Raw genomic sequence first — 23,847 nt, 5'->3', positions numbered from 1 at the left:
CGCCGAAGCCCTGCCCTCGACGCCCTACCGAGCCTCGTCCCCGCTCAGGGCACCTGCGCGTAGGAGTGCAGGCCCGACAGGAAGATGTTCACGCCGACCAGGTTGAACATCAGGCACCCGAAGGCCACCAGCTGCACGATCGTGGCGGAACGTCCCCGCCAGCCCGCGGTGGCCCGCGCGTGCAGGTACGCCGCGTACGCGATCCACGTGATGAACGACCAGACCTCCTTGGGGTCCCAGCCCCAGTAGCGGCCCCACGCCTTGTCGGCCCACAGGGCGCCCGCGATGACGGCGAAGGTCCACACGGGGAAGGCGAACACGATGGCCTTGTGCGCCACGGCCTCCAGCTCCGCGCGGGACGGCAGCCGTGACGGCCCGTCCTTGCGGGCGAGGTAAAGGATGCCGGACACCCCGGCGACGATGAACAGGCCGCTGGCGAGGATGGCGGCGGTGACGTGGATGGCGATCCAGTAGGAGTTCAGCGCGGGCACCACCGGCCCGGCCTGCACGTGCAGGTAGCGGACCGCGAACCCCAGCCCGAGCGCGGCGGCGAGCGTCACGAAGGCGCCGAGGAAGCGCACGGGCTGGCGGGCCTGCATCACCAGGAACGCGGTCACGGCGGCCAGGCAGATGGCCACCACGAACTCATACATGTTGCCCCACGGCCAGCGGGACACGGCCAGCCCCCGGCCGATCACGGCGCCGAGGTGCGCGGCCCAGCCGAGCCAGGTGAGGGCGACCGCGACGGCGCCGGCCCTGGCGGCCCAGGCGGGCGGCTCCTGCGCGGGCGTCTCCGCCGCGCCGCCGTCCGCCCCGCCGGTGTCCGCGCCGTCGCCCGCCCCCACGCGGGCCGGCACACGGTCCTCGGCGGGGACGGCCTCGCGGATCCGGCCGAAGCCGAGGTCCAGGGCGTAACCGATCATCGCGAACACGTACAACAGGACTGTCACCAGGATCAGCTGATCGCTGAGCGTGGCGAGCCCGGAGTCAGTGGGCATCCTTCACTCCTTGACGCGGGGCCGCCTCGCGGCCGGAAAGGCCGGAAAGGGCCGTGACGATCTGGGAGAACTCATCGGCGAACGCGGCGGCGCCGCCCTCGGCGCGGGTCAGGCCGCCCGCCTCGACGGTGACCGCGCCGTCGCCGTCCGGCTCGCCGGTCCGCACCCAGAGGCGGCGGCGGCGCACGGTGAGCGTCAGCACCAGGCCCAGCACGGCGAGCGTGGCGGCGATCAGGGCGGGCACCCGCCCGGGGTCGTAGGCGATCTGCAGGCTGATCCACTCCCGCACGCCGGAGAGGCGGATCGTGCCCGCGCCGCCCGGCAGGGTCAGGGACTCGCCCACGGCGAGCGGCTTGCTCTTGTCGCCCATCACCAGCGGCTTGAGCTTGGCGGTGTCCAGCCGGTACACCGACTGGGGCGCGCCGTCGCGCAGCCCGAGGTCGCCGGAGAAGGCGAAGACCTGGACCCCGGGGTTGACCGCGCCGGGGAAGACCGAGAGCCACGAGCCGTCCTCGGCGGGCACCGCGGTCGGCAGGAACCGCACCAGGAACCCGAGCTGCTCGGGCTCGGCGTCCGGCGCCTTGATCACGCATTCCGAGGTGTAGGTGTTCTGGTCGACCGGAAGGCAGGGTACCGGGCCGTCGAAAGCGACCTGGCCCTTGCCGTCGGTGACCTTGAAGACGGGGGCGTAGCCGTGGCCGAGCAGGTAGGTCTGGGTGCCGTTCACGTCCAGCGGCTCGTTGACCTTCAGGTCGTACGGCCGCTCGGGCGCCCCGGGGTGGTCCGACACCCTCAGCTGGGCCGAGAAGTCCAGCGGCTGTCCCCGGCGCTCCCCGGCGGCGACGTAGGTGGCCTGGAAGTCCTTCAGGGTGAAGGAGAACGGCTCCAGGGACTCGGCGGTGACCCGCTGGCCGGGGATGTAGCGGTCGTAGGCGGCGACGGTGTTGGCGAAGCCGTTGCCCTCGACCACCAGCACGTTGGCGCGGTAGCCGAAAAGGCTTCCCGCGCCGACGGCCAGCAGCATGGCGAGCAGCGCGGCGTGGAACAGCAGGTTGCCGGTCTCGCGCAGGTAGCCCTTCTCGGCGGCCACCCAGCCGGGCCCGGTGACCGTGCGCCAGCGCTTGCCGCGCAGCAGCGCGGCGTACTGCGGAGCCGTCACGCCGCGGGCCTCGAACGACTCGTGGTGCGGCAGCCGGGACAGGTTGCGCGGCGCGGCGGGCGGCGGGCGGCGCATCTCGCGCCAGTGCGCGGCCGTGCGGGGCAGCACGCAGCCGGCCAGGGAGATGAACAGCAGCAGGTAGGTGGCGGCGAACCACGGGGCGGTGAAGACGTCGAACAGCGACAGGCGGTCCAGCCAGCGGGCCGTGCCGGGGCTGTCCTGGAAGTATTTGGCCACCTGGTCCGGGCTGATCGAGCGCTGCGGGAAGATCGAGCCGGGCACCGAGGCCAGGGCGAACAGGAACAGCAGGATCAGCGCGGTACGCATCGAGGTGAGCAGGCGCCAGGCCCAGCGCAGCCAGCCCACCACGCCGAGGCCCGTCGGGGTCGTCGCCATCAGATCACCGGCTCGAATCCGCCGACCCAGCCCTGGATGGCGGCGATGAACTGCCCCCACAGGCCGGTCACCAGCAGGACGCCGACCAGGACCAGCATGCCGCCGCCCACTCTCGTGATCAGCCGGGACCGTGCGCGCACCGCGGCGAACGCGCTGAGCGCCTTGCGGTAGGCGAGCGCCGCCAGCACGAACGGCAGGCCGAGCCCTAGGGCGTACGCGAGGGCGAGCAGCGCGCCGCGGCCGGCGCTGGCCTGGTCCAGGGACAGGGTGAGGACGGTGGACAGCGTGGGGCCGATGCAGGGGGTCCAGCCGAGGCCGAACACCACGCCGAGCAGCGGCGCCCCCGCGAGGCCCGCGGCCGGGAAGCGGTGGACGCGCAGGTCGCGCTGGAGGCCGGGGACCAGGCCGATGAACGCCAGGCCGAGCACGATGGTCAGGGCGCCGAGCACCCTCGTGATCGCCTCGGCGTTGCCGAGCAGCAGGGACCCGACGCCGCCGAACAGGGCACCGCCGAGCACGAAGACCAGGGAGAACCCGAGCACGAACAAGACGCTGCCCGCGACCATCCGGCCGCGCCGGGGGTCGCCGCTCATCCCGGTGACGTAGGACAGGTAGCCGGGGACGAGCGGCAGCACGCACGGCGACAGGAACGACACCAGGCCGGCCGCGACCGCGACCGGCACGGCGAGCAGCAGGGAGCCGGCCGCGATGGTGCCGGCCAGGTCACCGCTCATCGCTGACCTTGGTCACCGCGTCGAGGAGATCGGTGTACCTGACCTCGCCGAGCGCCCGCGCGGCGACCCGGCCCTGGCGGTCGATCACCAGCGTGGAGGGGATCGCCGCGGGGTTCACCATGCCGTGGAAGGCCAGCGCGACCTTGCCCGGCTGGTCGAACAGGCTCGGGTACCCGGGCTTCTGCGTCCGCTGGAAGGCCAGCGCCTGCGCCCGGTCGTCCTTGAAGTCGACCCCGAGGAACCGCACACCCTTGTCCTTGGTCTTGGCGGCCACGTCCTTGAGCACCGGGGCCTCGCCGCGGCAGGGGCCGCACCAGGACGCCCAGAAGTTCAGCACGACCACCTGCCCCTTGTGGTCGGTGAGCCGCGCCCGCTGCCCCTCAAGGGTCTCGCCCTCGATGGCCGGCGCGGCCTTGCGCTCGGCGGCGGTGAAGAGCTGCACCCTGCCGTCGCCCGCGACGAACCGCGTGTCCCCCGACTGGGGCTGCGCCGAAGGGTTGTTCCCCGCACATCCCGCCAGGACCACCATGACGAGCACGGCGGTCAGGGCTCGTGACATCGCGAACACGGCGCTGGGACTCTCCTTGCACTACAACCGGTAGAGCGCCTCAACCCTACCCATCCCGGCGACCGCCCCGGAAATCGGGGCTCCCGGGGGCGGCTGTGATCGCGACCGAGGTGAGGCTAGCGGCGGCTGCCGCGGGAGTTCGGGCCGGGAGGCTTGATGAGGGCACCGGCGGGCTCGCTGTAGCCGATGCTGGTCAGGCGGTCGCCCTCGAAGGTGAGGCTGGTGACGCTGGCCAGCGCGCACTGGCGGCGGCGCGGGTCGTGCCACAGGCGGCGGCGCTCGGCGGCCTGGCGGATGGTCCAGATGGGGAGCTGGTGGCTGACCAGCACGGCCTCGTGGCCGCGGGCCTCGGCGCGGACGTCGTCGATGGCGCCGCGCATGCGCCGGATGATGTCGGCGTAGGGCTCGCCCCAGGAGGGACGGCCCGGATTCCAGAAGTGGCGGTAGTGACGAGGGGTGCGGAACATGGCCCCGAGGGCGACGCCCTCGAAGATGTTGGCGGCCTCGATCAGGCGCTCGTCGGTGCGCACGGTGAGACCGAGGGCGTCCGCGAGGGGGGCGGCCGTCTCCTGGGCGCGCTCAAGAGGCGAGCTGAGGAGGGCGGTGATGTCACGGCCGGAGAGCGCCTTGGCCACCATGTCGGCCATGGAGCGGCCGGTCTCCGAGAGGTGGTATCCGGGCAGACGGCCGTAAAGCAGGCCCTCCGGGTTGTGCACCTCCGCGTGCCGGAGCAGGTGAACAACGGTGCTGGCAGTCATAACGGACAACAGCCTACTGGTCGGTGTGAGCCAGGACGCGGCCCGACACCGCCGTCGGGCTCATCTCCCGCAGCACCTCGACGGCGGCGCGGATGGCCGGTCGCCGCGCGGCGTCGGCCCGCCACAGCGCGTAGATGCGCCGGGTGGGCCTGGGCCTGATCGGCACGGCCCGCACCTCCGGCGGCAGTGTCCCCCGGCCGAGGCGCGGCACGATGGTGCACCCGAGGCCGACGCCCACCAGCGCGATCTGCGTGGGGTATTCGTCGGCGACGCAGGAGAAGTCGGGCTCCAGGGAGGCGGTGCGCAGGGTGAAGACCAGCCAGTCGTGGCAGACGGTCCCCGGTGAGGAGCTGATCCACCGCTCCCCGTGCAACTCTGCCAGGTCGATCTCGCGCCGCGCCGCCAGCGGATGGCCCGCGGGGAGCACCACGTCCACCACGTCGTCGAACAGCGTGGCCCTGGCCAGTCCCTCAGGTGTGGCCATCGGGCGGTTCAGCCAGTCCTGCGCCACCGCCAGGTCCAGCTCGCCCCTGGCCACCTCCCGGACCTGGCGCTCGGGCTCCCGCTCGTACAGCACCACGTCCAGCTCGGGATGACGGACCTTGAGCTCCCTGAGCGCCTGCGGCATCAGCCCGCGGGCCGCCGTGGGGAACGCCGCGATCGACAGCCTGCCCACCACCGCGCCGCGCAGCGCCTCGAAGTCGGCCTCCGCGGTCTCCACCAGCGCGAGGATGCGCTCGGCGTGCTGCGCGAGCAGCCCCGCCGCGTCGGTGAGCTTCACGCCGCGCCCGTTGCGCTCCAGCAGCGTGGCGCCGGTCTCCCGTTCCAGCTTGGCCAGCTGCTGTGAGATCGCCGACGGTGTCACCATGAGCGCCTCGGCGGCGGCCCCGACCGAGCCGTAGACGGCGACCGCGTGCAGCGCCTTGAGGCGGTGGAGATCGAGCATATAGAGATGCTAAACGATGGAGTCGCCATTGAGGAGCGCCGCTGAAGAACTCCGGGGTTCAGGAGGCGACGGCGGCGGCCTTGGCGGCGGCGGGAAGGGCGCCGATCACGTGGTCCAGGGCCTGGTCGTCGTGGGCGGCGGAGAGGAACCACGCCTCGTAGGCGGACGGGGGGAGGTAGACGCCCTGGTCGAGCATGGAGTGGAAGAAGGCGCGGTAGGCGTCGGAGTTCTGCGTGCGGGCGGTGGTGAAGTCGGTGACGGGGGTGCCGGTGAAGAAGACGGAGAAGAGGTTGCCCGCGCGCTGGAGGCGGTGCGGGACCCCGGCGGCGGTCAGGGCGTCCGAGGCGGCCTGGCCGAGGACGGTCGCGGCGGTGTCCACCCGGGCGTAGACGTCGGCGTCGCAGGCGCGGAGGGTGGCCAGGCCCGCCGCCACGGCCAGCGGGTTACCCGAGAGGGTGCCCGCCTGGTAGACGGGGCCCTCGGGGGCCAGGTGGGACATGACGTCGGCCCGGCCGCCGAAGGCGGCGGCGGGGAGGCCGCCCCCCATGACCTTGCCGAAGGTCATCAGGTCGGCCGGCACCGGGTCGAGGCCGTACCAGCCGGACGCCGAGACCCGGAAGCCGGTGAGCACCTCGTCGATGACGAGCAGGGCGCCGTGCGCGGTGCACAGGTCGCGCAGCAGCCGGTTGAACCCGGGCGCGGGCGGCACCACGCCCATGTTGGCGGGGCACGCCTCGGTGATGACGCACGCGATCTCGGCGCCGTACGCCGCGAACGCGTCGTTCACCGCGTCGGGGGAGTTGTACGGCAGCACGATCGTGTCCGCGGCCGACGCGCCGGTCACGCCGGGGGTGTCGGGCAGGCCGAAGGTCACCACGCCGGAGCCCGCCGCGGCCAGCAGCGCGTCCACGTGGCCGTGGTAGCACCCGGCGAACTTGACCACCTTGGACCGGCCGGTGACGCCGCGCGCCAGCCGCACGGCGGACATGGTGGCCTCGGTGCCCGAGCTGACCAGACGGACGCGCTCGACCGGGGCGACCCGGGCCGCGATCTCTTCGGCCAGCTCGACCTCGCCGGGGGTGGCCGTGCCGAAGGACGTGCCGCGGGTCAGCGCGGCGGTGAGCGCCTCGACGACGGCCGGGTGCCGGTGGCCGAGGATCATCGGCCCCCAGGAGCACACCAGGTCGACGTAGCGGTTGCCGTCGACGTCGGTGAGGTAGGGCCCGTCCCCCGACGCCATGAAGCGCGGGGTGCCCCCCACGGCGCCGAACGCGCGCACCGGGGAGTTGACGCCGCCCGGCACCAGGACGCGGGCGCGCTCGAACAGGCTCTCTGAGATCTCCGTACGGCTCACGCGTCCAGGGTAGTGCCGCACATGGCCGCCGCCGGAAGGAGGGCGATCCCCGCCGGGCCGCCGCGGAAGGGGCGCGCGGTGGCGGCGGTCAGTCGATGGCGTCGGCCAGGTGGTCCAGGACGTGCAGCGGGTCGGGCAGGGGGCGGCCGTCGGGGGGACGCAGCCAGCGGGACTGGCTGCCGTCGGGGAGGGTGGAGGGCGGGGCGAGGACGTAGCTGTCGCGGCAGTGCCAGCGCAGGCCGGGGGTGTCCTCGATGGTCTCGGGGGCGTAGTCGAGGTGGCAGGACCACCATTCGTCCTCGTCCTCGGGGGCGCCGCGGGTGGCCACGAAGAAAAGAACCCGGTCGCCGTTAACGGCGACCGGGCCTGTCTCGAAGCCGGAGGCGTCCATCGCGGCGAGCGCCGTATGGCCGTTCACGGCGGGTACGTCGAACACGTCGAACACCCTGCCGGTGGGGAGAATGATGTTGGCCTCCGGGGCCTGCTCCCACCAGCGTTGCAGCTGGACGGCGTCGGTGGTGGCCATCATGCGCCAGGCCGGCGACGCCGGGTGGGTCCCCGGGTCGGGACAGCCGACCCGGTCGCAGGAGCACGCCCGCCGCCCCTCACGCAGCGGATGCGCGCCTGGGCAGGCGGCCCAGCCGAGTGCGGCGTAGTCGAGCACCGAAGTGATCAGACGCGCCTTTCCGTGCGCACGTCCGCGCCGTTTCGCCCTTCGAGCCGCCAACGGTACCCCGACCATTACGTTTCCTTCCACCCGCGCCTTTCCCCGATGATGCCTGATGGCAACCGGTCAAGGTGCGGCGACCCCCGGAAATGGCCCGTCAGGATAGTCTCCTGGCCACTTCGATGGCCCAGTAGGTGAGGATCAGGTCGGCCCCGGCGCGCCGGATGGCCACCAGGGACTCCATGATCGCGCGGTCCCTGTCGATCCAGCCGTTGGCCGCCGCGGCCTCCACCATGGCGTACTCCCCGCTGACCTGATAGGCCGCCACGGGGACGTCCACCACGTCGCGGACCTGCCGCAGGATGTCCAGGTAGGCCAGGGCGGGCTTGACCATGACGGCGTCCGCGCCCTCGGCGAGGTCCAGCGCGATCTCGCGCAGCGCCTCGCCCACCGGCCCCGCCGGGTCCTGCTGGTAGGCGCTGCGGTCGCCGAACTTCGGCGCGCACTCGGCGGCGTCCCGGAACGGGCCGTAGAAGGCGGAGGCGTACTTGACCGAGTACGCCAGGATGGGGATCTGCGCGAAACCGGCGCCGTCCAGCGCGGCGCGGATGGCGCCGACCTGGCCGTCCATCATGCCGCTCGGCGCGATCACCTGGGATCCGGCGCGGGCCTGGGCGACCGCCACCGAGGCGTAGCGCTCCAGGGTGGCGTCGTTGTCGACCTCACCCTCGGGGGTGAGGATGCCGCAGTGGCCGTGGTCGGTGAACTCGTCCAGGCAGGTGTCGGTCATCACGACCAGCGCGTCCCCGAGGTCGGACCGCAGGTCGGCCACCGCGAGCTGCACGATGCCTTCCGGGTCGTCGCCCGCCGAGCCCCGGTCGTCCTTGACGGCGGGGATGCCGAAAAGGATCACGCCGCCGACCCCGGCCTCGGCCGCCTCGTGCGCGGCCTTGCGCAGGGAGTCGCGCGAGTGCTGCACGACCCCGGGCATCGAGCCGACCGGCTGGGGGCCGGGCACGTCCTCCTTGACGAACATCGGCAGCACCAGATCGGCCGGGTGCAGCCGGGTCCCCGCCACCATGCGGCGCAGCGACGCGGTACGGCGCAGCCTCCTCGGCCGGGCCACCGGGAACTCCGCGTTCGGCATCATGCTCTCCCTGTCCCTTCCTGACCCACGGCCACGGAACGACGGGCCTGACCCTGGGATATGGGGTTGTGGACGCGGCCCGGGGGCCGCGGGGGGCTATCGGGCGCGGCGCCGGGCGCCCCTGCGGGTCTGCGAGGGCCGCCGGGGGACGTCGCCGGCCGCGAGGGCCGACTGGCGCTGCTTGGCACCGTAGTCCGCCAGCGCCGCCGCGAGGGCCGACGCCGACGGGCTGTCGGCCATGATGTCGACCCGCAGCCCGAACTCCTCGGCCGTCTTGGCGGTCTGCGGGCCGATGACCGCGATCACGGTGACGGTGTGCGGCTTGCCGGCGATGCCGACGAGGTTGCGCACCGTGCTCGACGAGGTGAACAGCACCGCGTCGAAGCCGCCGCCCTTGATCGCCACACGGATCGCCTCGGGGGGCGGCGCCGCGCGCACCGTGCGGTACGCGGTGACGTCGTCGCACTCCCAGCCGAGCTCGGTCAGCCCGGCGATCAGGGTCTCGGTCGCGATGTCGGCGCGGGGCAGCAGCACCCGGTTGATCGGGTCGAGCATCGAGTCGTACGGGGGCCACTCGGCGAGCAGGCCCTCCGAGGAGTGCTCGCCCACCGGCACCAGGTCGGGCTTGACGCCGAAGCTGACCAGCGCGCTCGCGGTGGCCTCGCCGACCGCCGCGACCTTCAGCCCGGCGAACGCGCGCGCGTCCAGGCCGTACTCCTCGAACTTCTCCCTGATCGCCTTGACCGCGTTGGCCGAGGTGAACGCCACCCACTCGTAGCGGCCGGTGACCAGGCCCTTGATGGCGCGGTCCATCTGCTGGGGGGTGCGCGGCGGCTCCACCGAGATGGTCGGCACCTCCTCGGGCACCGCGCCGTAGGACCGCAGCTGGTCCGACAGGTCGGCGGACTGCTCCTTGGTGCGCGGCACCAGCACCCGCCAGCCGAACAGCGGCTTGCTCTCGAACCACGACAGCTTCTCGCGGGTGCCGACCGCGTCGCCCACGACGATCACCGCGGGCTCGGCGATGCCGGCGTGCTTGAGGTCGGCGGCCAGCCTGCCCAGCGTGGACACCACGGTGTACTGCTCGGTGGTGGTGCCGTTCTGGGTGACCGCGACCGGCGTGGTGTCGGGCTTGCCCGCCGCGACCAGCGCCTTGCCGATGGCGACCGCGGCCGAGACGCCGTTGTAGACGACCAGGGTGCCCTCGCACGCGGCGTGCGGGGCCCAGTCGTCCACCTGGTCGGCGTCCACGACCCGGAACTCCGGCATGCCGACCGCCGGGGCGATGCCCGCGTAGGTGGGCACGGCGGTGGCGGGCGGCACGCCCGGCACGATCTCGAACTCGACCTCGGCCTTGACGCAGGCGGAGACCTCTTCGGCGACCGAGGAGAAGAACCCCGGGTCGCCCGGGCACAGCCGCACCACGCGGCACCCGGTCTTGGCCTCGCGCACGGCCTTCAGCGACACAGCGCCGAGGTCGGCGGCGATGTCGACGACCTTGACGTCCTCGGGGCAGTGGCGGAGCAACCCGCCGTACGCCTCGCGGTCCAGCACCACCACATCGGCACGGGACAGCAGGTCGGCCCCGCGCAGCGTCAACAGGCCCTCGTCACCGGGGCCCGCGCCGACGAAGGCGACGAACCCGGTCGAACGCCGGGCGTCGGCCTCGGGTGCGCCGGCGGCCTGCTCGGCGCCGGTCTTACTGGTCTGGCTTCCGGAGCTCAATGGGTCCGCTCCTCCATCAATGTGCCGGCCCCCTCGGCGATCATGGCGGCCGCGAGGTCGCGGCCGAGATCCATGGCGGCCGAAAGGTCCCCGGCGGTGGACTTGCGCACCGACCGCGTGCCATCGAGGGCCACCACGGCGGCGGTCAGGTTGAGAATGTGCCCGGCGTCGGCGGCGAACGCACCCACGGGGGCGCTGCAACCGGCTTCCAGGGCGGCGAGCACGGTGCGCTCGGCGGTGACGGCCGCGCGGGTGCGCGGGTCGTCCAGCGCGGCGAGCAGCCCGATCAGGTCGTCGTCGCCGGCGCGGCACTCGACCGCGAGCGCGCCCTGGCCGGGGGCGGGCAGCATGTCGCCCGGCTCGAAGACCTCGGAGATCTCGCCGTCCCTGCCGAGCCTGCCGAGGCCCGCGGCGGCCAGCACGACCGCCTGCAGCTCGCCGGAGGCGACCTTGCCGATGCGGGTGTCGGCGTTCCCGCGGATCGGGACGTACTCGAGGTCCGGGCGCAGGGCCCGCAGCTGGGCGATCCGCCGCGGCGAGCCGGTGCCCACCCGGGCGCCCGGGGGCAGGTCGGCGAGCTTGGCCGGTCCGACCAGCGCGTCCCTCGGGTCGTCGCGTGGCGGTATCGCCGCGACGAGCACCCGTGGGTCGGGCGTGGTGGGCAGGTCCTTGAGCGAGTGGACGGCGAAGTCGATCTCGCCGTCGATCAGCTTGTCGCGCAGCGCGCTGACGAACACACCGGTGCCGCCGATCTGCGACAACTGCGCCTTGGTCACGTCGCCGAAGGTCGTGATGCCGACCAGTTCGACGGTGGCGCCGGTCAGCGTGGTGAGCCGGTCGGCGACCATCTGGGACTGGGTGGTGGCCATGAGGCTGCGTCTGGTGCCGAGGCGCAGCACGCCCCGGCGGGCGTACGTGTGCTGGGTGACGGTCATGCGTCCTCCTCGCCGGCTCGACCGGACGAGTCGGTCTCGACTTCGGCCACGTCGGCTCTCGTCACTGCCTCGGGCACCTTCGGGTTCAGGTCGAACAACTCGCGCAGCGCCTCGGCATAATGATCTCCTGCCGGGGACGCCGCCAGGCGCTTGACACGCACGGTGGGCTCGTGCAGCAGCTTCTCCACCACCCTGCGCATCGTCTGCGCGATCTCGCCGCGCAGCCGGCCGTCGATCTCGGGCATCCGGGTGACCAGGCGCCCCAGCTCGGTCTCGACGACGTCGGAGGCCTTGGCGCGCAGGGCGACCACGGTGGGGGTGACCCGGGCGGCGCGTTCGGCCTTGAGATACTCGCACACCTCGGAGGCCACGATGCCGCGCACCGCCGCGACGTGGTCGCCGTCCTGGTCGCCGAGGCCAGCCTCCCGCATCGACTCCAGGTCGACCAGCGTGACGCCGGGCAGGGTGCGCACTCCGGGGTCCACGTCGTGGGGAAGTGCCAGGTCAAGCAGGAACAAGGGCCCGGGGTGGGCGGCGCCGGCCACCATCTCGGTGGTGACGACGACGTCGCCCGCGCCGGTGCAGGAGATGACGAGGTCGGCGCCGGTCAGCTCGCGGCCGACGTCCGCCAGTTCCACGGCGCGCCCGCCGACGCTCTGCGCGAGGCGGGCGGCCCGCTCGAAGGTGCGGTTGGCGACCACGATGTCGGTGACCCCGGCGCGGCCGAGGGTGGCCACCGACAGGGCGCTCATCGAGCCCGCGCCGACCACCAGCGCCCGCTTGCCGTCGAGGGGGCCGAGGACCCGCTCGGCGAGGGTGAGCCCCACGCCGACCAGGGAGGCTCCGGCGCGGTCGATGCCGGTCTCGGTGTGCGCGCGCTTGCCGACGCGCAGGGCCTGCTGGGCCAGGTCGTTGAGGGTGCTGCCCGCCGTGCCGTGCTCCTGGGCGAGCCGCAGCGACTGGCGCACCTGGCCGAGGATCTGGCCCTCGCCCACCACCATCGAGTCCAGTCCACAGGACACCGTGAACAGGTGCTCGACAACGCGGTCCTCGTAGTGGACGTACAGGTGGCGGGTGAGCTGCTCCTGGGGCACGCCGGAGTGGGCGCTGAGGAGGTCGGTGATCGCCGTGACGCCGCCGTGGAAGCGGTCCACCTCGGCGTAGATCTCGACCCGGTTGCACGTGGAGACGATCATCGCCTCGGACACGTGGACGTCGCCGCGCACGTCGTACAGCATCTTGACCAGGGCGTCCCCGGTCATCGAGACACGCTCCAGCAGCGCCACCGGCGCCGTCCGGTGACTCAGGCCTACCGCGAGAAGGCTCATGCGTCCATCGCCTCGGCCCAGTCCTCCGTCATGATGGGGCTCCCTGCTTCACGATCGGCTTTGCGCTGCTCGTGGAAGGCGAGGATCTGCAGCTCGGTCGACAGGTCGACTTTGCGGACATCCACCCCATCCGGCACGGTCAGCACAGCGGGCGCAAAATTCAAAATACTCGTGATTCCGGCGGCAATGACCCGCTCGGCCACCTCTTGGGCCGCCGACGCCGGTGTGGCGAGAACCACAATGGAGACGCCCTGGCGGCCGAGGACCTCCTCCAGGTCGTCGATGTGGTCGACGGCCATCCCCACGAGCCGCTCCCCCACCACTGCCGGGTCGGCGTCGAATAACGCCGCCACCCGGAAACCCCGGGAGACGAACCCGCCGTAGTTGGCGAGCGCGCGGCCGAGGTTGCCGAGGCCGATGATGGCGACGGCCCAGTCCTGGGTGAGACCAAGCTCACGGGAGATCTGGTAGATCAAGTACTGGACGTCGTAGCCGACGCCGCGGGTGCCGTACGACCCGAGGTGCGACAGGTCCTTGCGCAGCTTCGCGGAGTTGACCCCCGCGGCCAGCGCGAGATCCTCGGAGCTGACGGTGGCGGTGCCCCGCTCCGCCAGTCCGTTGAGTGCGCGCAGGTAGAGCGGCAGTCGCGCGACTGTCGCATCGGGGATGCCACGTTCTCGCGCTTGCGACATGCGGCGGATCACTTTTGCCGGAACTCCAGGGGACGGCGGGGCGGCCGGTGCGCCCCGGCCGCGCTCGCGATTGCGACGGATGACGAACAGCGGACGCAAATCCAGGTTAGTCCCTTTGTGAAGCGATGCACAAAGTGAGGACCGCGGACCGTCGGGCGCCAAGTCTTCCAGCCGGGGGCGCCGCCCTCGAATCCGGGCCGCCGCCCCCGCGCGGCCGCGACCCGCCCCGCCCGGGACCGGCCAGCTTGCTCCACCCGCGTCACCACCCGCCATACCGGGTCAGATCTTGCTCCGTCGACACTACGCCGCCGGCCGCCTGAAAGCTTCTTCACCGCTGCCGTCCTGAACACATCGGACGAACTGGTTTAAACCCATTAGGCCGCCGCTAAGCTGTGCGCATGGCTCCGCGAGACCACACGATCACTTTGCTCGGCAAGCCCGGCTGCCACCTCTGTGAGGACGCCAGAGCGATCATCGAACGTGTGGCCGGCGAGCTGGGCGTCCCCTGGGTGGAGCGGGACATCACCGAGTCCGACGAGGACATGCGGGCCTACGGCGAGATGATCCCGGTGACCTTGATCGACGGGGTGCAGCACGACTTCTGGCGGGTGGACGAGAACCGTCTGCGGACGGCCCTCGCCACCTGACCGAACTTCCCCTCAGACCCGGTAAGCCGTGGGCAGGGGGACGACCTTCGCCGCGTTGAGGTTGAGCTCGATCACGTTGGCCGCGAGCACGTGCGCGACGCGTTCGCGGGCGAACCTCTCCATGTGGGGCTGGCGCTGGTGGTCGGTGTACGCCACCTCGTCGCGGTAGATCTCGTAGACGATGCGCTGCAGCGGGGCCGACTTGACCGCGTGGCAGATGAAGATCAACGTGTCGGGCTCGCTGCGCCGGACCTCCTCGACCGTCTCCTCCGACAGGCGGTCGAACGCCTCGCCCGCGCCGTCCATCAGGGTGAACACGGTGAGCAGGCCGTAGATCCGCGGCGACGGGCGGACACCGCCGGCCGCGGCGGGCGGCTCGGCGCGGCCGAGGGCCTGCTGGAGCTCGGCCCCCGCGAACAACGCGCCCGTGGCGGGCATCGCGAGGCTCTCCACGCCCGGCCCGAGGCCCTGCCCCGCGGGGCCGAGGTGCTGGGGACCCGGCGCGCCCTGGTGGGTGCCGTTGGGACCGCCCAGCGGATCCTGGACGTGCGGGGCGCGACCGTAGGAGGGGTCCAGCGGGTCGGCGTACGAGGCCGCCCCGGGCAGCTGCTGCCCCGGACGCCCGCCGAGCGGATCCGGTCGCCCGCCCAGCGGATCCTGGCCCGGACGCCCGCCGAGCGGATCCGGCGGGATCACCTCACCGGTCGCCGGGCCGCCGAACCACCCGGACTCCCCCGGGGCACCGGGGCCCATCGGACCTCCGGGCAGTCCGGGCCCTCCAGGCCCTCCAGGCCCGGGCGGGGCGCCGAAGCCCTGGTCCGCACGGCCGAAGCCCTGGCCGGGGCCGCCGTACGGGCCCTGCTCGTCAGGACCGCCGTACCCGCGCTCGCCGGGGCCGCCGCGCCCGACCGGGGCGCCGTACGTCCCCGGGTCGCCGCGCCCGGAGCGGGCCGGCTGACCGGGCCCGAGCTGGCCGGGCCCAGCGGGCTGACCGGGCTGACCCGGCCCCCCGGGCTGGCCGGGTCCACCATGCTGGCCGGGCTGACCGGCGAAGCCGCCGGACGACTGCATGCGGGCCGCGTAGTCCACTTCGCCGTGGTCCCCCGCGCGGTACTCGGCCACCAGGTCGCCGAGACCCGAGCGGCGCGGCGCCCCGGCCGGCGTCACGGGCATCGGGCCGGAGTCGGGCGACGCGGCCGGCGCGGCGCGGCGGGCGGGGGCCGGGCGCGGGTCCTCCTCCCAGTCGTCGGAGTCGTCCCGCTCCTCGTCGTAGGGTGCCAGCGGCCGGGCCACGGCGTACCAGACGGCGCCCACCATCAGCGCGATCACCAGCGCCGCGAACACCCCGGGGATGGCGAAGCGCACGACGCCGACCAGCGCCAGGCCGGTCGGTGCGAGCACCACCCCGGCGTGCATGTTGTCCGCGTCGAGGTCGTCCCCGCCGCGCCACCGCAGCACCGCCAGGATCAGGCACCCGATGAGGATCAGGTACGTCAGGGCGTGGGCCACGTTGAGCAGCGCGGTCGGGATGATCGTCCAGTGGGTGTCGCCCAGCGGCAGGGTCTTGCCGAACTTGTCCACCTGGCTCACCGGGTCGACGACCATGATGACCGTGGTGACGACGGTGAAGGCGATCCCCAGTAACCAGGCCGCGAACTTGGCGGGGGTCTTCACGGCGAGCATCTGGATCATCCCGATGGCCAGCCAGAACGGCGCGAGGAAGGCGCCGGTGATCTGGTAGACGCGGAACGTCGCGGGCCCGAATCCGATCAGGTGCCCGATGGCGATCGACCCCAGGGCCAGGCAGAGTGCCGTGGTGGTCACGGTCCAGGCGATGAGCCAGCCGGTCCGCTCGTCCCGCAGCCGTCCGACCAGAACCCCGGTCGTGATGGCGGCGAACAGCGCACCGGCGAAGGCGGTGACGGCTACGAGGGCTTCCATGATGGTCCCAACTCTGCCGGACATTACCTCCCAACCGGTAGCCGGTACCCGATGTGCCGCTCGACTCTCGTTACGAGAGGTAGTTACTGAGGCAAAGTGGATTGTGTAATTTCCACATGATTTCCTAGAGTGGTCGCGCAGCAACGCGCCCTTCCCTTTCTTCCCCAGGGATCACCGGATGTCGAACACATGGTCGGTCGCCGGGCTTTCCCCTCCGGGATCGGCCGACACGGCGGACCGAACCCGGGCCGCCGGCCGCCGAGACCTCTCCAGCCCGGAGATCGACGAGCTACGGCGGGTGGTGCTCCGCGCCAAGACCGGCGACGCGGACGCCTTCGCGGCGTTGTACGACCGCTATGTCGATCTCGTTTATCGCTATGTCTACTTCCGGGTGGGTTGCCACGCGCTGGCGGAAGATCTCACCAGTGAAACGTTCCTACGTGCGCTGCGCCGGATGGCCGACTTCACGTGGCAGGGCCGGGACTTCGCCGCCTGGCTGGTCACCATCGCCCGCAACCTGGTCACCGACCACTACAAGTCGGGCCGCTACCGCATGGAGGTGTCCACCGCCGAGGTGCTGGACACCCCGATGGACGGCTCGCTCATCCCGGAGAACGCCGTGGTCGCCACCATGGTGAACGAGCGCATCCTGCGGGCGGTGCGCGAGCTCAATCCCGAGCAGCAGGAATGCGTGGTGCTGCGGTTCCTGCAGGGCATGTCCCTGGCCGAGACCGCCCTGATCATGGGCAAGAAGAGCGGGGCGGTCAAGGCGCTGCAGTTCCGCGCCGTCCGCGCGCTCGCCCGGGCGCTCCCCGACGACCTCGGCTGATCAGAGGCGGGCCGATGGGCCTCAGCCCGTAACTTCCGGCCGCCTCCCGTCGTTGTGCATGTTGCACCTATGGATCATCGGAGTGCGGCAGGGAGCATTCATGGGTAAGCGGGGGGGTTCAGGGTGGTCGCTCGACCTTTGGGCCACCCTCACGCGGCGGGGCGCCTCGGCGCGCCTGCTGTCCGTCCGCCTGCGGCAGATCGGCGGCGACGCGGGTGACGAGCCCTCTCCCGACTTCCGCGCGCGGCTGCGCGGGGAGCTCCTCGCCGCGCACGGCACCGAGGGCGACCCCGTCCCCGAGCCGTCCCGGCGCCGCCCGCCCCTGCTGCTCCGGCTGCGGCCGGCGTTCCTGGTGGTCTCGGTCACCGGGCTGATGATCCTCACCGGCGTGCAGACGTACGCCTCGGTGCCCGGCGACCGCCTGTACCCCATCAAGCGCGCGGCCGAGGCGACCCTGCTCAGCCTGACCCCGGACGACGTGGAGCGCGCCCAGCGGGAGCTGACGGCCGCGCACTCGCGCGCCGCCGAGGCCGCGGCGCTGCTCGGCTACCCCGACGACACCCGCTCCCGGCTGATCGGCCCGACCCTGGACGAGATGGCCATCACCACCCGCTCGGCGCTGTCCGCGCTGCAGCACGTCAAGCGCCGCGACAAGCACACGCCGACGCTCAAGCGCTTCACCGAGGAGCAGCGCGATCTGGTCGCCCCGATGATCCCTCAGCTCGGCGGGGACGACCGGATGAAGGCCAGCGCCTACCTGGACATGATCGACGATCTGGCCCCGTGACCCCGGCGCCGCACCCGTGATGTGCGTCAGACGTCACGCCACGCTAACGCCACGTACACCGGGCGCACCCCCCGCTCCCGGTTAAGCTGAGGTGCTATGAGGCGGTTACTGCGACGGCGCACCGAGGCAGAGAAGGCCGGGGAAGTCGCGGCAGCCGCCGCGGTCTCCACTCCGGTGGCGGATCCCGATCCCACGGCTGCGGCCTTCTTCGACGTCGACAACACGATGATGCGCGGCGCGTCCATCTACCACTTCGCCAGGGGCCTCGCCTCACGCGGGCTGTTCACCACCTCCGACCTGGTCAAGTTCGCCATCGGGCAGGCGATGTTCCGGGTCCGCGGCAACGAGAACCCCGACCACATCGCCAGGGCCAAGGAGACCGCGCTCGCGTTCGTCGCCGGGCTGCGCATCGAGGACGTCGTGCGCCTCGGCGAAGAGATCTACGACGAGGTCATGGCCGACCGCATCTGGGCGGGCACCCGCGCCCTGGCCCAGGGCCACATCGACGCCGGGCAGCGGGTCTGGCTGGTCACGGCCACCCCGGTCGAGCTGTCCCGGGTGATCGCCCAGCGCCTCGGCCTGACCGGCGCCCTCGGTACGGTCGCCGAGACCGTGGACGACGTGTACACCGGCCGCCTGGTGGGGGACCTGCTGCACGGCCCCGCCAAGGCCGAGGCGGTCAAGGCGCTGGCCCGCCGCGAGGGCCTCGACCTGAGTCGCTGCACCGCCTACAGCGACTCCGCCAACGACCTCCCCCTGCTGCGGCTGGTCGGCCATCCCTACGCCGTCAACCCCGACAGCGAGCTCCTGGAGCAGGCCAGGGCGAACGGCTGGGCGGTGCGCGACTTCCGCACCGGCCGCCGGGCCACCATGATCGGTCTGCCGATAGCGGCGGGCGCCGGAGCCGTCGCGGGCGGCATCGCCGCGGCCATCGCGCTGCGCAGGCACTACCGCTCGGCCTGACCTCGCGGCCGGGCCGCTTTTACCGCGTGATCACAGGAACGGCGGGAAGGCCGGTCCCCGCTGGAGGCGCAGCTGGCTGAGCTGCTGCTGGATCAGCTCGCGCACCTGGTCGGTGAGGTTGAAGACCAGCATGGGGTCGTCCGCCTCCTCCGGGTCGTACTGGTCGGTGCGCACCGGCTCGTGGAAGCGGATCATCCACTTGGACGGCAGCGGCAGCAGCCCGAGCGGGCCGAACCACGGGAACAGCGGCGTGATCGGGAGGTACGGCAGGCCGAGCAGCCGGGCCAGCGTGCGGAAGTCCCCGATCTTGGGGTAGATCTCCTCGGCGCCCACGATCGAGCACGGGATGATCGGCACCTGGGCGCGGATCGCCGAGGCCACGAAGCCGCCCCGGCCGAAGCGCTGCAGCTTGTAGCGGTCGCGGAACGGCTTGCCCACGCCGCGGAAGCCCTCGGGGAACACCCCCACCAGCTCGCCCTTGCGCATCAGCCGGTCGGCGTCCTCGGGGCAGGCCAGGGTGTGCCCGGACTTGCGGGACAGGTGGCCGAGCACCGGCAGTTGGTACACGAGGTCGGCGCCGAGCAGCCGCAGCGGCCGGCGCGCGGGGTGCTCGTCGTGCAGCGCCACCTGGAGCATGAGCGCGTCCACGGGCAGCGTGCCCGAGTGGTTGGCGACGACCAGCGCGCCGGACTCGTCGGGGACGTTCGAAAGGCCGGAGGTCTCGACGCGGAACCAGTGGCGGTACAGCGGGCGGATCAGCTCCAGCAGCACCTTGTCGTTCAGCTCGGGGTCGAACCCGAACTCGTCGATCTCGTACTCCCCGGCCATGCGCCGCCGCAGGAAGGCCAGCAGGTCGGCCACGCGCTCCTCGATCGCGCTCGTGCCCGCGTCCGTGTCCGTGCCGTCGGCCCGCCCCCGCGCCGCCGTGATCGGGATCACCTGGGCGGTGCCGGGCTCCTCGTCCCCGTCACCGTGCCGGTCCCGCTCTGAGTTGATCTGTTTCACCGTTTCACGCCCCCACCCAGCAGTGTCCCCAGCAAGTCGATCACAGAGAGTGGCGTAGCGGCAAACAGGCCACGCGAGTGGAGGAAGTCATCGAACGCCGTCGCGGTGGTGAACTTCGGGCGCCAGGCGAGTTCGGCGGACAGCCGCTCGGCGTCCACGGCCCGGCCGTAGCTCATCAGCGCGATCTGCTCGGGGGAGAAGTCGACCCTGCCGAGGCCGCGGGCCATCTCGCCGAGGACGCGGAACGCCGGCGAGGGCACCCGCACCGTCGGACGGCCGCTGCGCCGCACGCACTGCGACAGCAGCATCACGCCCTCACCGGTCACGTTGAACGTGCCGGGGTGGTCCTCCAGCGCCATGCGCCGCAGCACCTCGACGCCGTCGTCCTCGTGGACGAACTGGAAGCGCGGGTCGAAACCCAGCACGGTGGGCACCACCGGCTGGGTGAAGTAACGGGTCAGGGGCGAGTCGACGCCCGGCCCCATGAAGTTGGCGAAGCGCAGGGTGGACACGGTGACGTCCGGCCGCCGCCGGGAGAAGCCGCGGATGTACGACTCGACCTCGGTGGCGTCCTTGGCGTAGCCGGAACTCGGCACCTCGGCCGGCTCGACCTCCTCGGTGAACACCGCGGGGGCGTGCGGGGAGGAGCCGTAGACCGCGGTGGTGGAGCGGACGACGACCCGGCGCACGAGAGCGGACCGCTGGCAGGCGGCCAGCAGCTGCATGGTGCCGATGACGTTGTGCTCCTTCATCGAGGAGCGCCCCGCGCTCTTGGACGGAGCGGTCACCAGGCTCATGTGCACCACGGTGTCGATGTCGGCCGCGCCGATCACCCGCGCGATGTCCGGGCTGCGCAGATCAACCCGGACGAACTCGGTGCGGCCCAACGCGCCCACGTCGCCCCGCTCCGCCGCGGGCGGCGGAACGGTGTCCACACCGATCACCCGGTCGATGCCGGGGTCGGCCGCGAGGACGCTCGCCACCCGGGCTCCGATGTGCCGGGAAACCCCGGTCACGAGCACGGTGTGAGTCATGGGCGCCTCGCAGGATCACGTGTAGTGGGTCGCGCACGCCCGGATGTGCCCGCGGTGTGAACGCGTCACACCCGGCCCGCCGCTCTGCGTCGTCTTGTCCGCGCCGCTGTACTACTTCTTGTTACGCCGCTGGATGCGGGTCTTCTTCAGAAGCTTGCGGTGCTTCTTCTTCGCCATACGCTTACGGCGCTTCTTGATCACAGAGCCCACGGGACCCCCAGGTGAAGGTAGGTTGGTCAGAGCGGTCAGGTGCCACGATGACGCGCGCCTCTCCCGTTCGACGCGCGTGCCGTAGACACGGCACGTCGCGAGCACGGGATCAGCCGCTCGTCACGAAGCACACCGATCCAACAGCCTACCGGCGTTTCGCGGTCGATCGTTCCCGGGGGGAACCCGCGGCCACCGAGAGGTCGCAACCGGACACCGGGGCAGGTGTGGGCGGCGGGCCGCCCACCCCGTTCCCGGCCAAGGTCGCGTTCCTAGCGAAGCATGCGCCGGTCATCAGGTGGTTTCCGGCTCATGACGGGGTGATGTCGCTCAAGGCGTCAGTCAACCCGCTTCGATGAACGCATCCCTGAGGTAGTCGTGCACCGCCTGCTCGGGCACCCTGAAGGAGCGCCCGACCCGGATGGCCGGCAACTCCCCCGAGTGCACAAGGCGGTACACAGTCATCTTGGACACCCGCATGACGGTGGCCACTTCTGCCACCGTCAGGAACTTCACCTCGCTGAGAGGTCTTTCGCCTGCACCCATCGGACGCCTCTTCCGCACGTGTTTCCGGGTTATCCCCACTGGTGCCATTGCTCACGCACGTGTACTGCTGTCAGCGTAGAACGCGTCTCCGATCGCGCAAACCCCCTATTCCATCAGTCCGAGGAGACGCCTGCCACCAGAATCAGGAAAGTCGCTGGCCAGCCGCCTGGTCAACCACTGATCCCGATGTTGTACACGGTTCCATCACGTCCCATTAGAGTCGCTCAGGATCACAAAAAAGTTGGCAAACGGTCGACGCGTCAGACCCAACGGGCGCGCGAAACGGCGGTTACGGGTGGTCCGAATATTCCGGGATCGCCTCACAGGCCACTCAGGACCCGGGAGACCAGATAGCTCGTCATCGGAGCGTAATGCCTCGGTAGCACATTGTCGTCGAGTGGCACCACGACCGCGACCTTGCCCTCGGCCTCGCCGACGAACAGCCCGGGGTCGTTGCTGTCGGCGAACCCCACCGTCTCCACCCCGGCCTCCCCGGCCGCGCCCGCCCAGCCGTGGTCGCCGATCACGAGGTCCGGACGGTCGTCGCCGAGCTCGTTGAGCATCGCCTGCATCGGGGCGGGGTCGTGGGTGTGCACGAGCGCGCCGCCGTCGTCCAGCATCGCCACCTCGTCCAGGTAGCGGATGCGGCGCCGCCGGCCGAGACCCTTGCCGATGAACGACCGCTGCTCGGCCGGGGTGAGCAGCGTCGCGCCGCACTCCCGCGCCAGCCGGGCCAGCGCCAGGTGGGTGGTGAGCAGGCCCGTGGGGTGCCCGGTGGCCACGACGACGCGGGGGTTCTCGCGCCTGAGCGCCGCCGCGACGCGGTCGCCCATGGCCTCCAGGGCGTCGATGGTGCGGTCGGGGTCGATGGTGTCCTGCCCGTACCGGTGGTCGGGATCGGAGCTCACCCCGGCGGACTTGGCCATCAGGGCGAGGATGTCGCGGTAGGTCCAGTCGCCCTCAAGGGTGAGGCCGAACATGTAGTGGGGGTCGCGTGCCGCCAGGGAACGGTAGTGGTCGAGATTGTTCTCCCGGCTGGTCGCGATGTCCCCGGCGATCCTCGTCCGGATGAGATGCTCTCTCAGCTCGTCCCGCGAAGGCGCGGTCTGCATTGTTCACTCCGTCCAATCTGCGGGTCACGTGCGTCGTGCGACCCTCACGGCATGAGCCCCGGCTCCGGCTCCCCGGGCGCCGGCCGGGGACTAGGGCTGCGGGTCCAGCCCGTGGTAAGGGAAGACGGCCTTCCGCGTGGCGATGATCGCCCGGTCCACGGCGTCCGCAGGATCGTAACCATCGGCGAAATCGCGGAATTCCGCGCTCCGCCCGTCCGTCATCGACAGCGGCGGCACCTCGCCGGTGCGCAGCCGGACCAGCTCGTGCCAGCTCTCCGGCGTCACGGTCGCCGGGTCGAGCGGGGCGCCCGCCGCCTCGGCGATCAGGTGGGTCCACGCGCGGGGCACCACCCGCACCAGCTCGTAGCCCCCGCCGCCGGTGGCCAGCCACCGGCCGCGCGCGGTCTCGTGGGCCAGCGCGTGCAGCGCGGCGTACGTGCGCCGCTGGCCGTCCACGCTGAGCAGCAGGTTCGCCAGGGGGTCCAGGGCGTGGCCGTCGCATCCCTGCTGGGACACCAGGACCTCCGGCTGGAACTCGCGCAGCAGCGGCGGGACCACCGCGTGGAAGGCGCGCAGCCACCCGGCGTCCCCGCATCCGGCGGGCAGCGCGACGTTGACGGCCGTGCCCTCCACACCGGTCTCGTGCGGGTAGCCCGTGCCCGGGAACAGCGTGCGGGGGCTCTCGTGGAGGCTCACGGTGAGGACCCTCGGGTCGTCGTGGAACATCGCCTGCACGCCGTCGCCGTGGTGGACGTCCACGTCGACGTACGCGACGCGGCGCGCGCCCTGCGACAACAGCCACGCGATGGCCACACCGGGGTCGTTGTAGACGCAGAAGCCGCTCGCGGCGCCGGGCATGGCGTGGTGCAGGCCCCCGGCGATGTTGAGGGCGTGCTCGGCCTCGCCGGTCCACACGGCGCGGGCGGCGGCCAGCGTCGCCCCGGCGACCAGCGCCGACGCCTCGTGCACACCGGGGAAGGCGGGGTTGTCGGTGGTGCCGAGCCCGATCGCGGGGTCGGGGCGGCCGGTGGCGGACACCCGCCGCACCGCCTCCATGTATCCCCGCTCGTGCACCAGGGCCAGCTCGTCGTCGGTCGCGGGGTCGCATCCGGTGAGCTCGACCTTGTCCAGTACGCCGAGGTCGCGGGCGAGCGCCATGGTCAGCTCCACCCGGACGGGCGCCAGGGGATGCCCGGGGCCGAAGTCGTAGGTGACCAGTCTGTCGTCCCAGACGACTCTCACGGATCGGCTCACACGCTCACCCCACCTGTGACGAACCGGCCGCCCCGCAGGCCCTCCCAGCGCGGACGATCACCGGCCCGCCGCGCTACCCTCATGCACCCGACCGTACCGCACTCGGGTCCGTCTC

24 protein-coding genes are annotated in these 23,847 nt (G+C 72.2%); 4 read left to right on the top strand and 20 right to left on the bottom strand.

The features are described from left to right. Nucleotides 1-44 precede the first annotated feature (44 nt). The 13 genes from ccsB to ACFP1K_RS00320 all read right to left on the bottom strand — a co-directional run bounded on the left by ccsB (nucleotide 45) and on the right by ACFP1K_RS00320 (nucleotide 13,407). A complete protein-coding gene (gene ccsB, locus ACFP1K_RS00380; RefSeq protein WP_380745808.1) occupies nucleotides 45-998 on the bottom strand; it encodes a c-type cytochrome biogenesis protein CcsB in 954 nt (317 codons plus the stop codon). Further along, nucleotides 988-2,553, bottom strand: coding sequence for a cytochrome c biogenesis protein ResB (gene resB, locus ACFP1K_RS00375; protein ID WP_380745806.1), 1,566 nt, complete (start codon nucleotides 2,551-2,553; stop codon nucleotides 988-990). Before resB ends, ccsB begins: the two co-directional genes overlap by 11 nt. Next, nucleotides 2,553-3,287, bottom strand: coding sequence for a cytochrome c biogenesis CcdA family protein (locus ACFP1K_RS00370; protein WP_380745804.1), 735 nt, complete (start codon nucleotides 3,285-3,287; stop codon nucleotides 2,553-2,555). The genes resB and ACFP1K_RS00370 overlap by 1 nt, the downstream gene beginning before the upstream one ends. Next, on the bottom strand, nucleotides 3,277-3,846 hold the full coding sequence (locus tag ACFP1K_RS00365) for a TlpA family protein disulfide reductase (RefSeq protein ID WP_380746242.1): 570 nt from the start codon (nucleotides 3,844-3,846) through the stop codon (nucleotides 3,277-3,279). Before ACFP1K_RS00365 ends, ACFP1K_RS00370 begins: the two co-directional genes overlap by 11 nt. A 125-nt stretch (nucleotides 3,847-3,971) precedes the next feature. Beyond that, complete coding sequence (locus ACFP1K_RS00360; RefSeq protein ID WP_380745802.1) at nucleotides 3,972-4,613, bottom strand: histidine phosphatase family protein; 642 nt, start codon at nucleotides 4,611-4,613, stop codon at nucleotides 3,972-3,974. A gap of 13 nt (nucleotides 4,614-4,626) precedes the next feature. Next, nucleotides 4,627-5,559 carry a LysR family transcriptional regulator gene (locus tag ACFP1K_RS00355; protein WP_380745800.1) on the bottom strand — a complete coding sequence of 311 codons (933 nt, stop codon included), beginning with the start codon at nucleotides 5,557-5,559 and terminating at the stop codon, nucleotides 4,627-4,629. A 58-nt stretch (nucleotides 5,560-5,617) separates the two neighbouring features. Beyond that, nucleotides 5,618-6,913, bottom strand: a complete 1,296-nt coding sequence (gene hemL, locus ACFP1K_RS00350) for a glutamate-1-semialdehyde 2,1-aminomutase (protein ID WP_380745798.1) — start codon at nucleotides 6,911-6,913, stop codon at nucleotides 5,618-5,620. 88 nt (nucleotides 6,914-7,001) lie between these two features. Continuing rightward, complete coding sequence (locus tag ACFP1K_RS00345) at nucleotides 7,002-7,655, bottom strand: bifunctional DNA primase/polymerase (RefSeq protein ID WP_380745796.1); 654 nt, start codon at nucleotides 7,653-7,655, stop codon at nucleotides 7,002-7,004. A gap of 82 nt (nucleotides 7,656-7,737) precedes the next feature. Further along, entirely contained in the window at nucleotides 7,738-8,730 is a 993-nt protein-coding gene (hemB, locus tag ACFP1K_RS00340) for a porphobilinogen synthase (protein ID WP_380745794.1), read from the bottom strand. 93 nt (nucleotides 8,731-8,823) lie between these two features. After that, a complete protein-coding gene (locus ACFP1K_RS00335; protein ID WP_380745792.1) occupies nucleotides 8,824-10,452 on the bottom strand; it encodes a bifunctional uroporphyrinogen-III C-methyltransferase/uroporphyrinogen-III synthase in 1,629 nt (542 codons plus the stop codon). Next, nucleotides 10,449-11,387, bottom strand: a complete 939-nt coding sequence (hemC, locus tag ACFP1K_RS00330) for a hydroxymethylbilane synthase (RefSeq protein WP_380745790.1) — start codon at nucleotides 11,385-11,387, stop codon at nucleotides 10,449-10,451. Before hemC ends, ACFP1K_RS00335 begins: the two co-directional genes overlap by 4 nt. Next, nucleotides 11,384-12,715, bottom strand: a complete 1,332-nt coding sequence (locus tag ACFP1K_RS00325) for a glutamyl-tRNA reductase (RefSeq protein WP_380745788.1) — start codon at nucleotides 12,713-12,715, stop codon at nucleotides 11,384-11,386. The genes hemC and ACFP1K_RS00325 overlap by 4 nt, the downstream gene beginning before the upstream one ends. After that, the gene (locus ACFP1K_RS00320; protein ID WP_380746240.1) at nucleotides 12,712-13,407 is read right to left on the bottom strand and encodes a redox-sensing transcriptional repressor Rex; all 696 of its coding nucleotides are present in this window, start codon (nucleotides 13,405-13,407) and stop codon (nucleotides 12,712-12,714) included. Before ACFP1K_RS00320 ends, ACFP1K_RS00325 begins: the two co-directional genes overlap by 4 nt. Nucleotides 13,408-13,805: 398 nt before the next feature. Between ACFP1K_RS00320 and ACFP1K_RS00315 the strand changes: the two genes are divergently transcribed. After that, a complete protein-coding gene (locus tag ACFP1K_RS00315) occupies nucleotides 13,806-14,054 on the top strand; it encodes a glutaredoxin family protein (protein WP_380745786.1) in 249 nt (82 codons plus the stop codon). Nucleotides 14,055-14,066: 12 nt separating this feature from the next. Here the strand turns inward: ACFP1K_RS00315 and ACFP1K_RS00310 are convergent, their stop codons facing one another. Continuing rightward, complete coding sequence (locus ACFP1K_RS00310; protein ID WP_380745784.1) at nucleotides 14,067-15,995, bottom strand: putative quinol monooxygenase; 1,929 nt, start codon at nucleotides 15,993-15,995, stop codon at nucleotides 14,067-14,069. Between the two features lie 178 nt (nucleotides 15,996-16,173). Between ACFP1K_RS00310 and ACFP1K_RS00305 the strand changes: the two genes are divergently transcribed. From ACFP1K_RS00305 to ACFP1K_RS00295, 3 genes are all read left to right on the top strand, one after another. After that, nucleotides 16,174-16,824 carry a sigma-70 family RNA polymerase sigma factor gene (locus tag ACFP1K_RS00305; protein ID WP_380745782.1) on the top strand — a complete coding sequence of 217 codons (651 nt, stop codon included), beginning with the start codon at nucleotides 16,174-16,176 and terminating at the stop codon, nucleotides 16,822-16,824. Between the two features lie 100 nt (nucleotides 16,825-16,924). Further along, nucleotides 16,925-17,611 carry a DUF5667 domain-containing protein gene (locus ACFP1K_RS00300; RefSeq protein ID WP_380745780.1) on the top strand — a complete coding sequence of 229 codons (687 nt, stop codon included), beginning with the start codon at nucleotides 16,925-16,927 and terminating at the stop codon, nucleotides 17,609-17,611. Nucleotides 17,612-17,707: 96 nt separating this feature from the next. Continuing rightward, entirely contained in the window at nucleotides 17,708-18,574 is an 867-nt protein-coding gene (locus ACFP1K_RS00295; RefSeq protein WP_380745778.1) for an HAD family hydrolase, read from the top strand. Nucleotides 18,575-18,604: 30 nt separating this feature from the next. Here ACFP1K_RS00295 and ACFP1K_RS00290 read toward each other — a convergent pair whose 3' ends face one another. The 6 genes from ACFP1K_RS00290 to ACFP1K_RS00265 all read right to left on the bottom strand — a co-directional run bounded on the left by ACFP1K_RS00290 (nucleotide 18,605) and on the right by ACFP1K_RS00265 (nucleotide 23,732). Next, nucleotides 18,605-19,579 carry a lysophospholipid acyltransferase family protein gene (locus ACFP1K_RS00290; protein WP_380745776.1) on the bottom strand — a complete coding sequence of 325 codons (975 nt, stop codon included), beginning with the start codon at nucleotides 19,577-19,579 and terminating at the stop codon, nucleotides 18,605-18,607. Further along, nucleotides 19,576-20,613 carry an NAD-dependent epimerase/dehydratase family protein gene (locus ACFP1K_RS00285; RefSeq protein ID WP_380745774.1) on the bottom strand — a complete coding sequence of 346 codons (1,038 nt, stop codon included), beginning with the start codon at nucleotides 20,611-20,613 and terminating at the stop codon, nucleotides 19,576-19,578. The genes ACFP1K_RS00290 and ACFP1K_RS00285 overlap by 4 nt, the downstream gene beginning before the upstream one ends. Before the next feature lie 111 nt (nucleotides 20,614-20,724). After that, a complete protein-coding gene (locus ACFP1K_RS00280) occupies nucleotides 20,725-20,823 on the bottom strand; it encodes a 30S ribosomal protein bS22 (RefSeq protein ID WP_018654693.1) in 99 nt (32 codons plus the stop codon). Nucleotides 20,824-21,162: 339 nt separating this feature from the next. Beyond that, nucleotides 21,163-21,366, bottom strand: coding sequence for a helix-turn-helix domain-containing protein (locus ACFP1K_RS00275; RefSeq protein WP_030456159.1), 204 nt, complete (start codon nucleotides 21,364-21,366; stop codon nucleotides 21,163-21,165). A 320-nt stretch (nucleotides 21,367-21,686) separates the two neighbouring features. Then, nucleotides 21,687-22,478, bottom strand: coding sequence for a phosphatase (locus tag ACFP1K_RS00270; RefSeq protein WP_380745772.1), 792 nt, complete (start codon nucleotides 22,476-22,478; stop codon nucleotides 21,687-21,689). Nucleotides 22,479-22,568: 90 nt separating this feature from the next. Then, a complete protein-coding gene (locus ACFP1K_RS00265; protein ID WP_380745770.1) occupies nucleotides 22,569-23,732 on the bottom strand; it encodes an acetoin utilization protein AcuC in 1,164 nt (387 codons plus the stop codon). Nucleotides 23,733-23,847 lie beyond the last annotated feature (115 nt).

The organism is Sphaerisporangium aureirubrum (assembly GCF_042658925.1).
Lineage (GTDB): Bacteria > Actinomycetota > Actinomycetes > Streptosporangiales > Streptosporangiaceae > Sphaerisporangium > Sphaerisporangium aureirubrum.
The sequence above is the reverse complement of the archived record's forward strand: the minus strand, read 5'-3'. Positions and strand labels throughout refer to the sequence as shown.

Coding starts and splice junctions, on each gene's coding strand:
- ccsB (WP_380745808.1), bottom strand. CDS start 998: ATGCCCACTGACTCCGGGCTCGCCACGCTCAGCGATCAGCTGATCCTG.
- resB (WP_380745806.1), bottom strand. CDS start 2,553: ATGGCGACGACCCCGACGGGCCTCGGCGTGGTGGGCTGGCTGCGCTGG.
- ACFP1K_RS00370 (WP_380745804.1), bottom strand. CDS start 3,287: ATGAGCGGTGACCTGGCCGGCACCATCGCGGCCGGCTCCCTGCTGCTC.
- ACFP1K_RS00365 (WP_380746242.1), bottom strand. CDS start 3,846: ATGTCACGAGCCCTGACCGCCGTGCTCGTCATGGTGGTCCTGGCGGGA.
- ACFP1K_RS00360 (WP_380745802.1), bottom strand. CDS start 4,613: ATGACTGCCAGCACCGTTGTTCACCTGCTCCGGCACGCGGAGGTGCAC.
- ACFP1K_RS00355 (WP_380745800.1), bottom strand. CDS start 5,559: ATGCTCGATCTCCACCGCCTCAAGGCGCTGCACGCGGTCGCCGTCTAC.
- ACFP1K_RS00345 (WP_380745796.1), bottom strand. CDS start 7,655: ATGGTCGGGGTACCGTTGGCGGCTCGAAGGGCGAAACGGCGCGGACGT.
- hemB (WP_380745794.1), bottom strand. CDS start 8,730: ATGATGCCGAACGCGGAGTTCCCGGTGGCCCGGCCGAGGAGGCTGCGC.
- hemC (WP_380745790.1), bottom strand. CDS start 11,387: ATGACCGTCACCCAGCACACGTACGCCCGCCGGGGCGTGCTGCGCCTC.
- ACFP1K_RS00325 (WP_380745788.1), bottom strand. CDS start 12,715: ATGAGCCTTCTCGCGGTAGGCCTGAGTCACCGGACGGCGCCGGTGGCG.
- ACFP1K_RS00320 (WP_380746240.1), bottom strand. CDS start 13,407: ATGTCGCAAGCGCGAGAACGTGGCATCCCCGATGCGACAGTCGCGCGA.
- ACFP1K_RS00315 (WP_380745786.1), top strand. CDS start 13,806: ATGGCTCCGCGAGACCACACGATCACTTTGCTCGGCAAGCCCGGCTGC.
- ACFP1K_RS00310 (WP_380745784.1), bottom strand. CDS start 15,995: ATGGAAGCCCTCGTAGCCGTCACCGCCTTCGCCGGTGCGCTGTTCGCC.
- ACFP1K_RS00305 (WP_380745782.1), top strand. CDS start 16,174: ATGTCGAACACATGGTCGGTCGCCGGGCTTTCCCCTCCGGGATCGGCC.
- ACFP1K_RS00300 (WP_380745780.1), top strand. CDS start 16,925: ATGGGTAAGCGGGGGGGTTCAGGGTGGTCGCTCGACCTTTGGGCCACC.
- ACFP1K_RS00295 (WP_380745778.1), top strand. CDS start 17,708: ATGAGGCGGTTACTGCGACGGCGCACCGAGGCAGAGAAGGCCGGGGAA.
- ACFP1K_RS00285 (WP_380745774.1), bottom strand. CDS start 20,613: ATGACTCACACCGTGCTCGTGACCGGGGTTTCCCGGCACATCGGAGCC.
- ACFP1K_RS00275 (WP_030456159.1), bottom strand. CDS start 21,366: ATGGGTGCAGGCGAAAGACCTCTCAGCGAGGTGAAGTTCCTGACGGTG.
- ACFP1K_RS00270 (WP_380745772.1), bottom strand. CDS start 22,478: ATGCAGACCGCGCCTTCGCGGGACGAGCTGAGAGAGCATCTCATCCGG.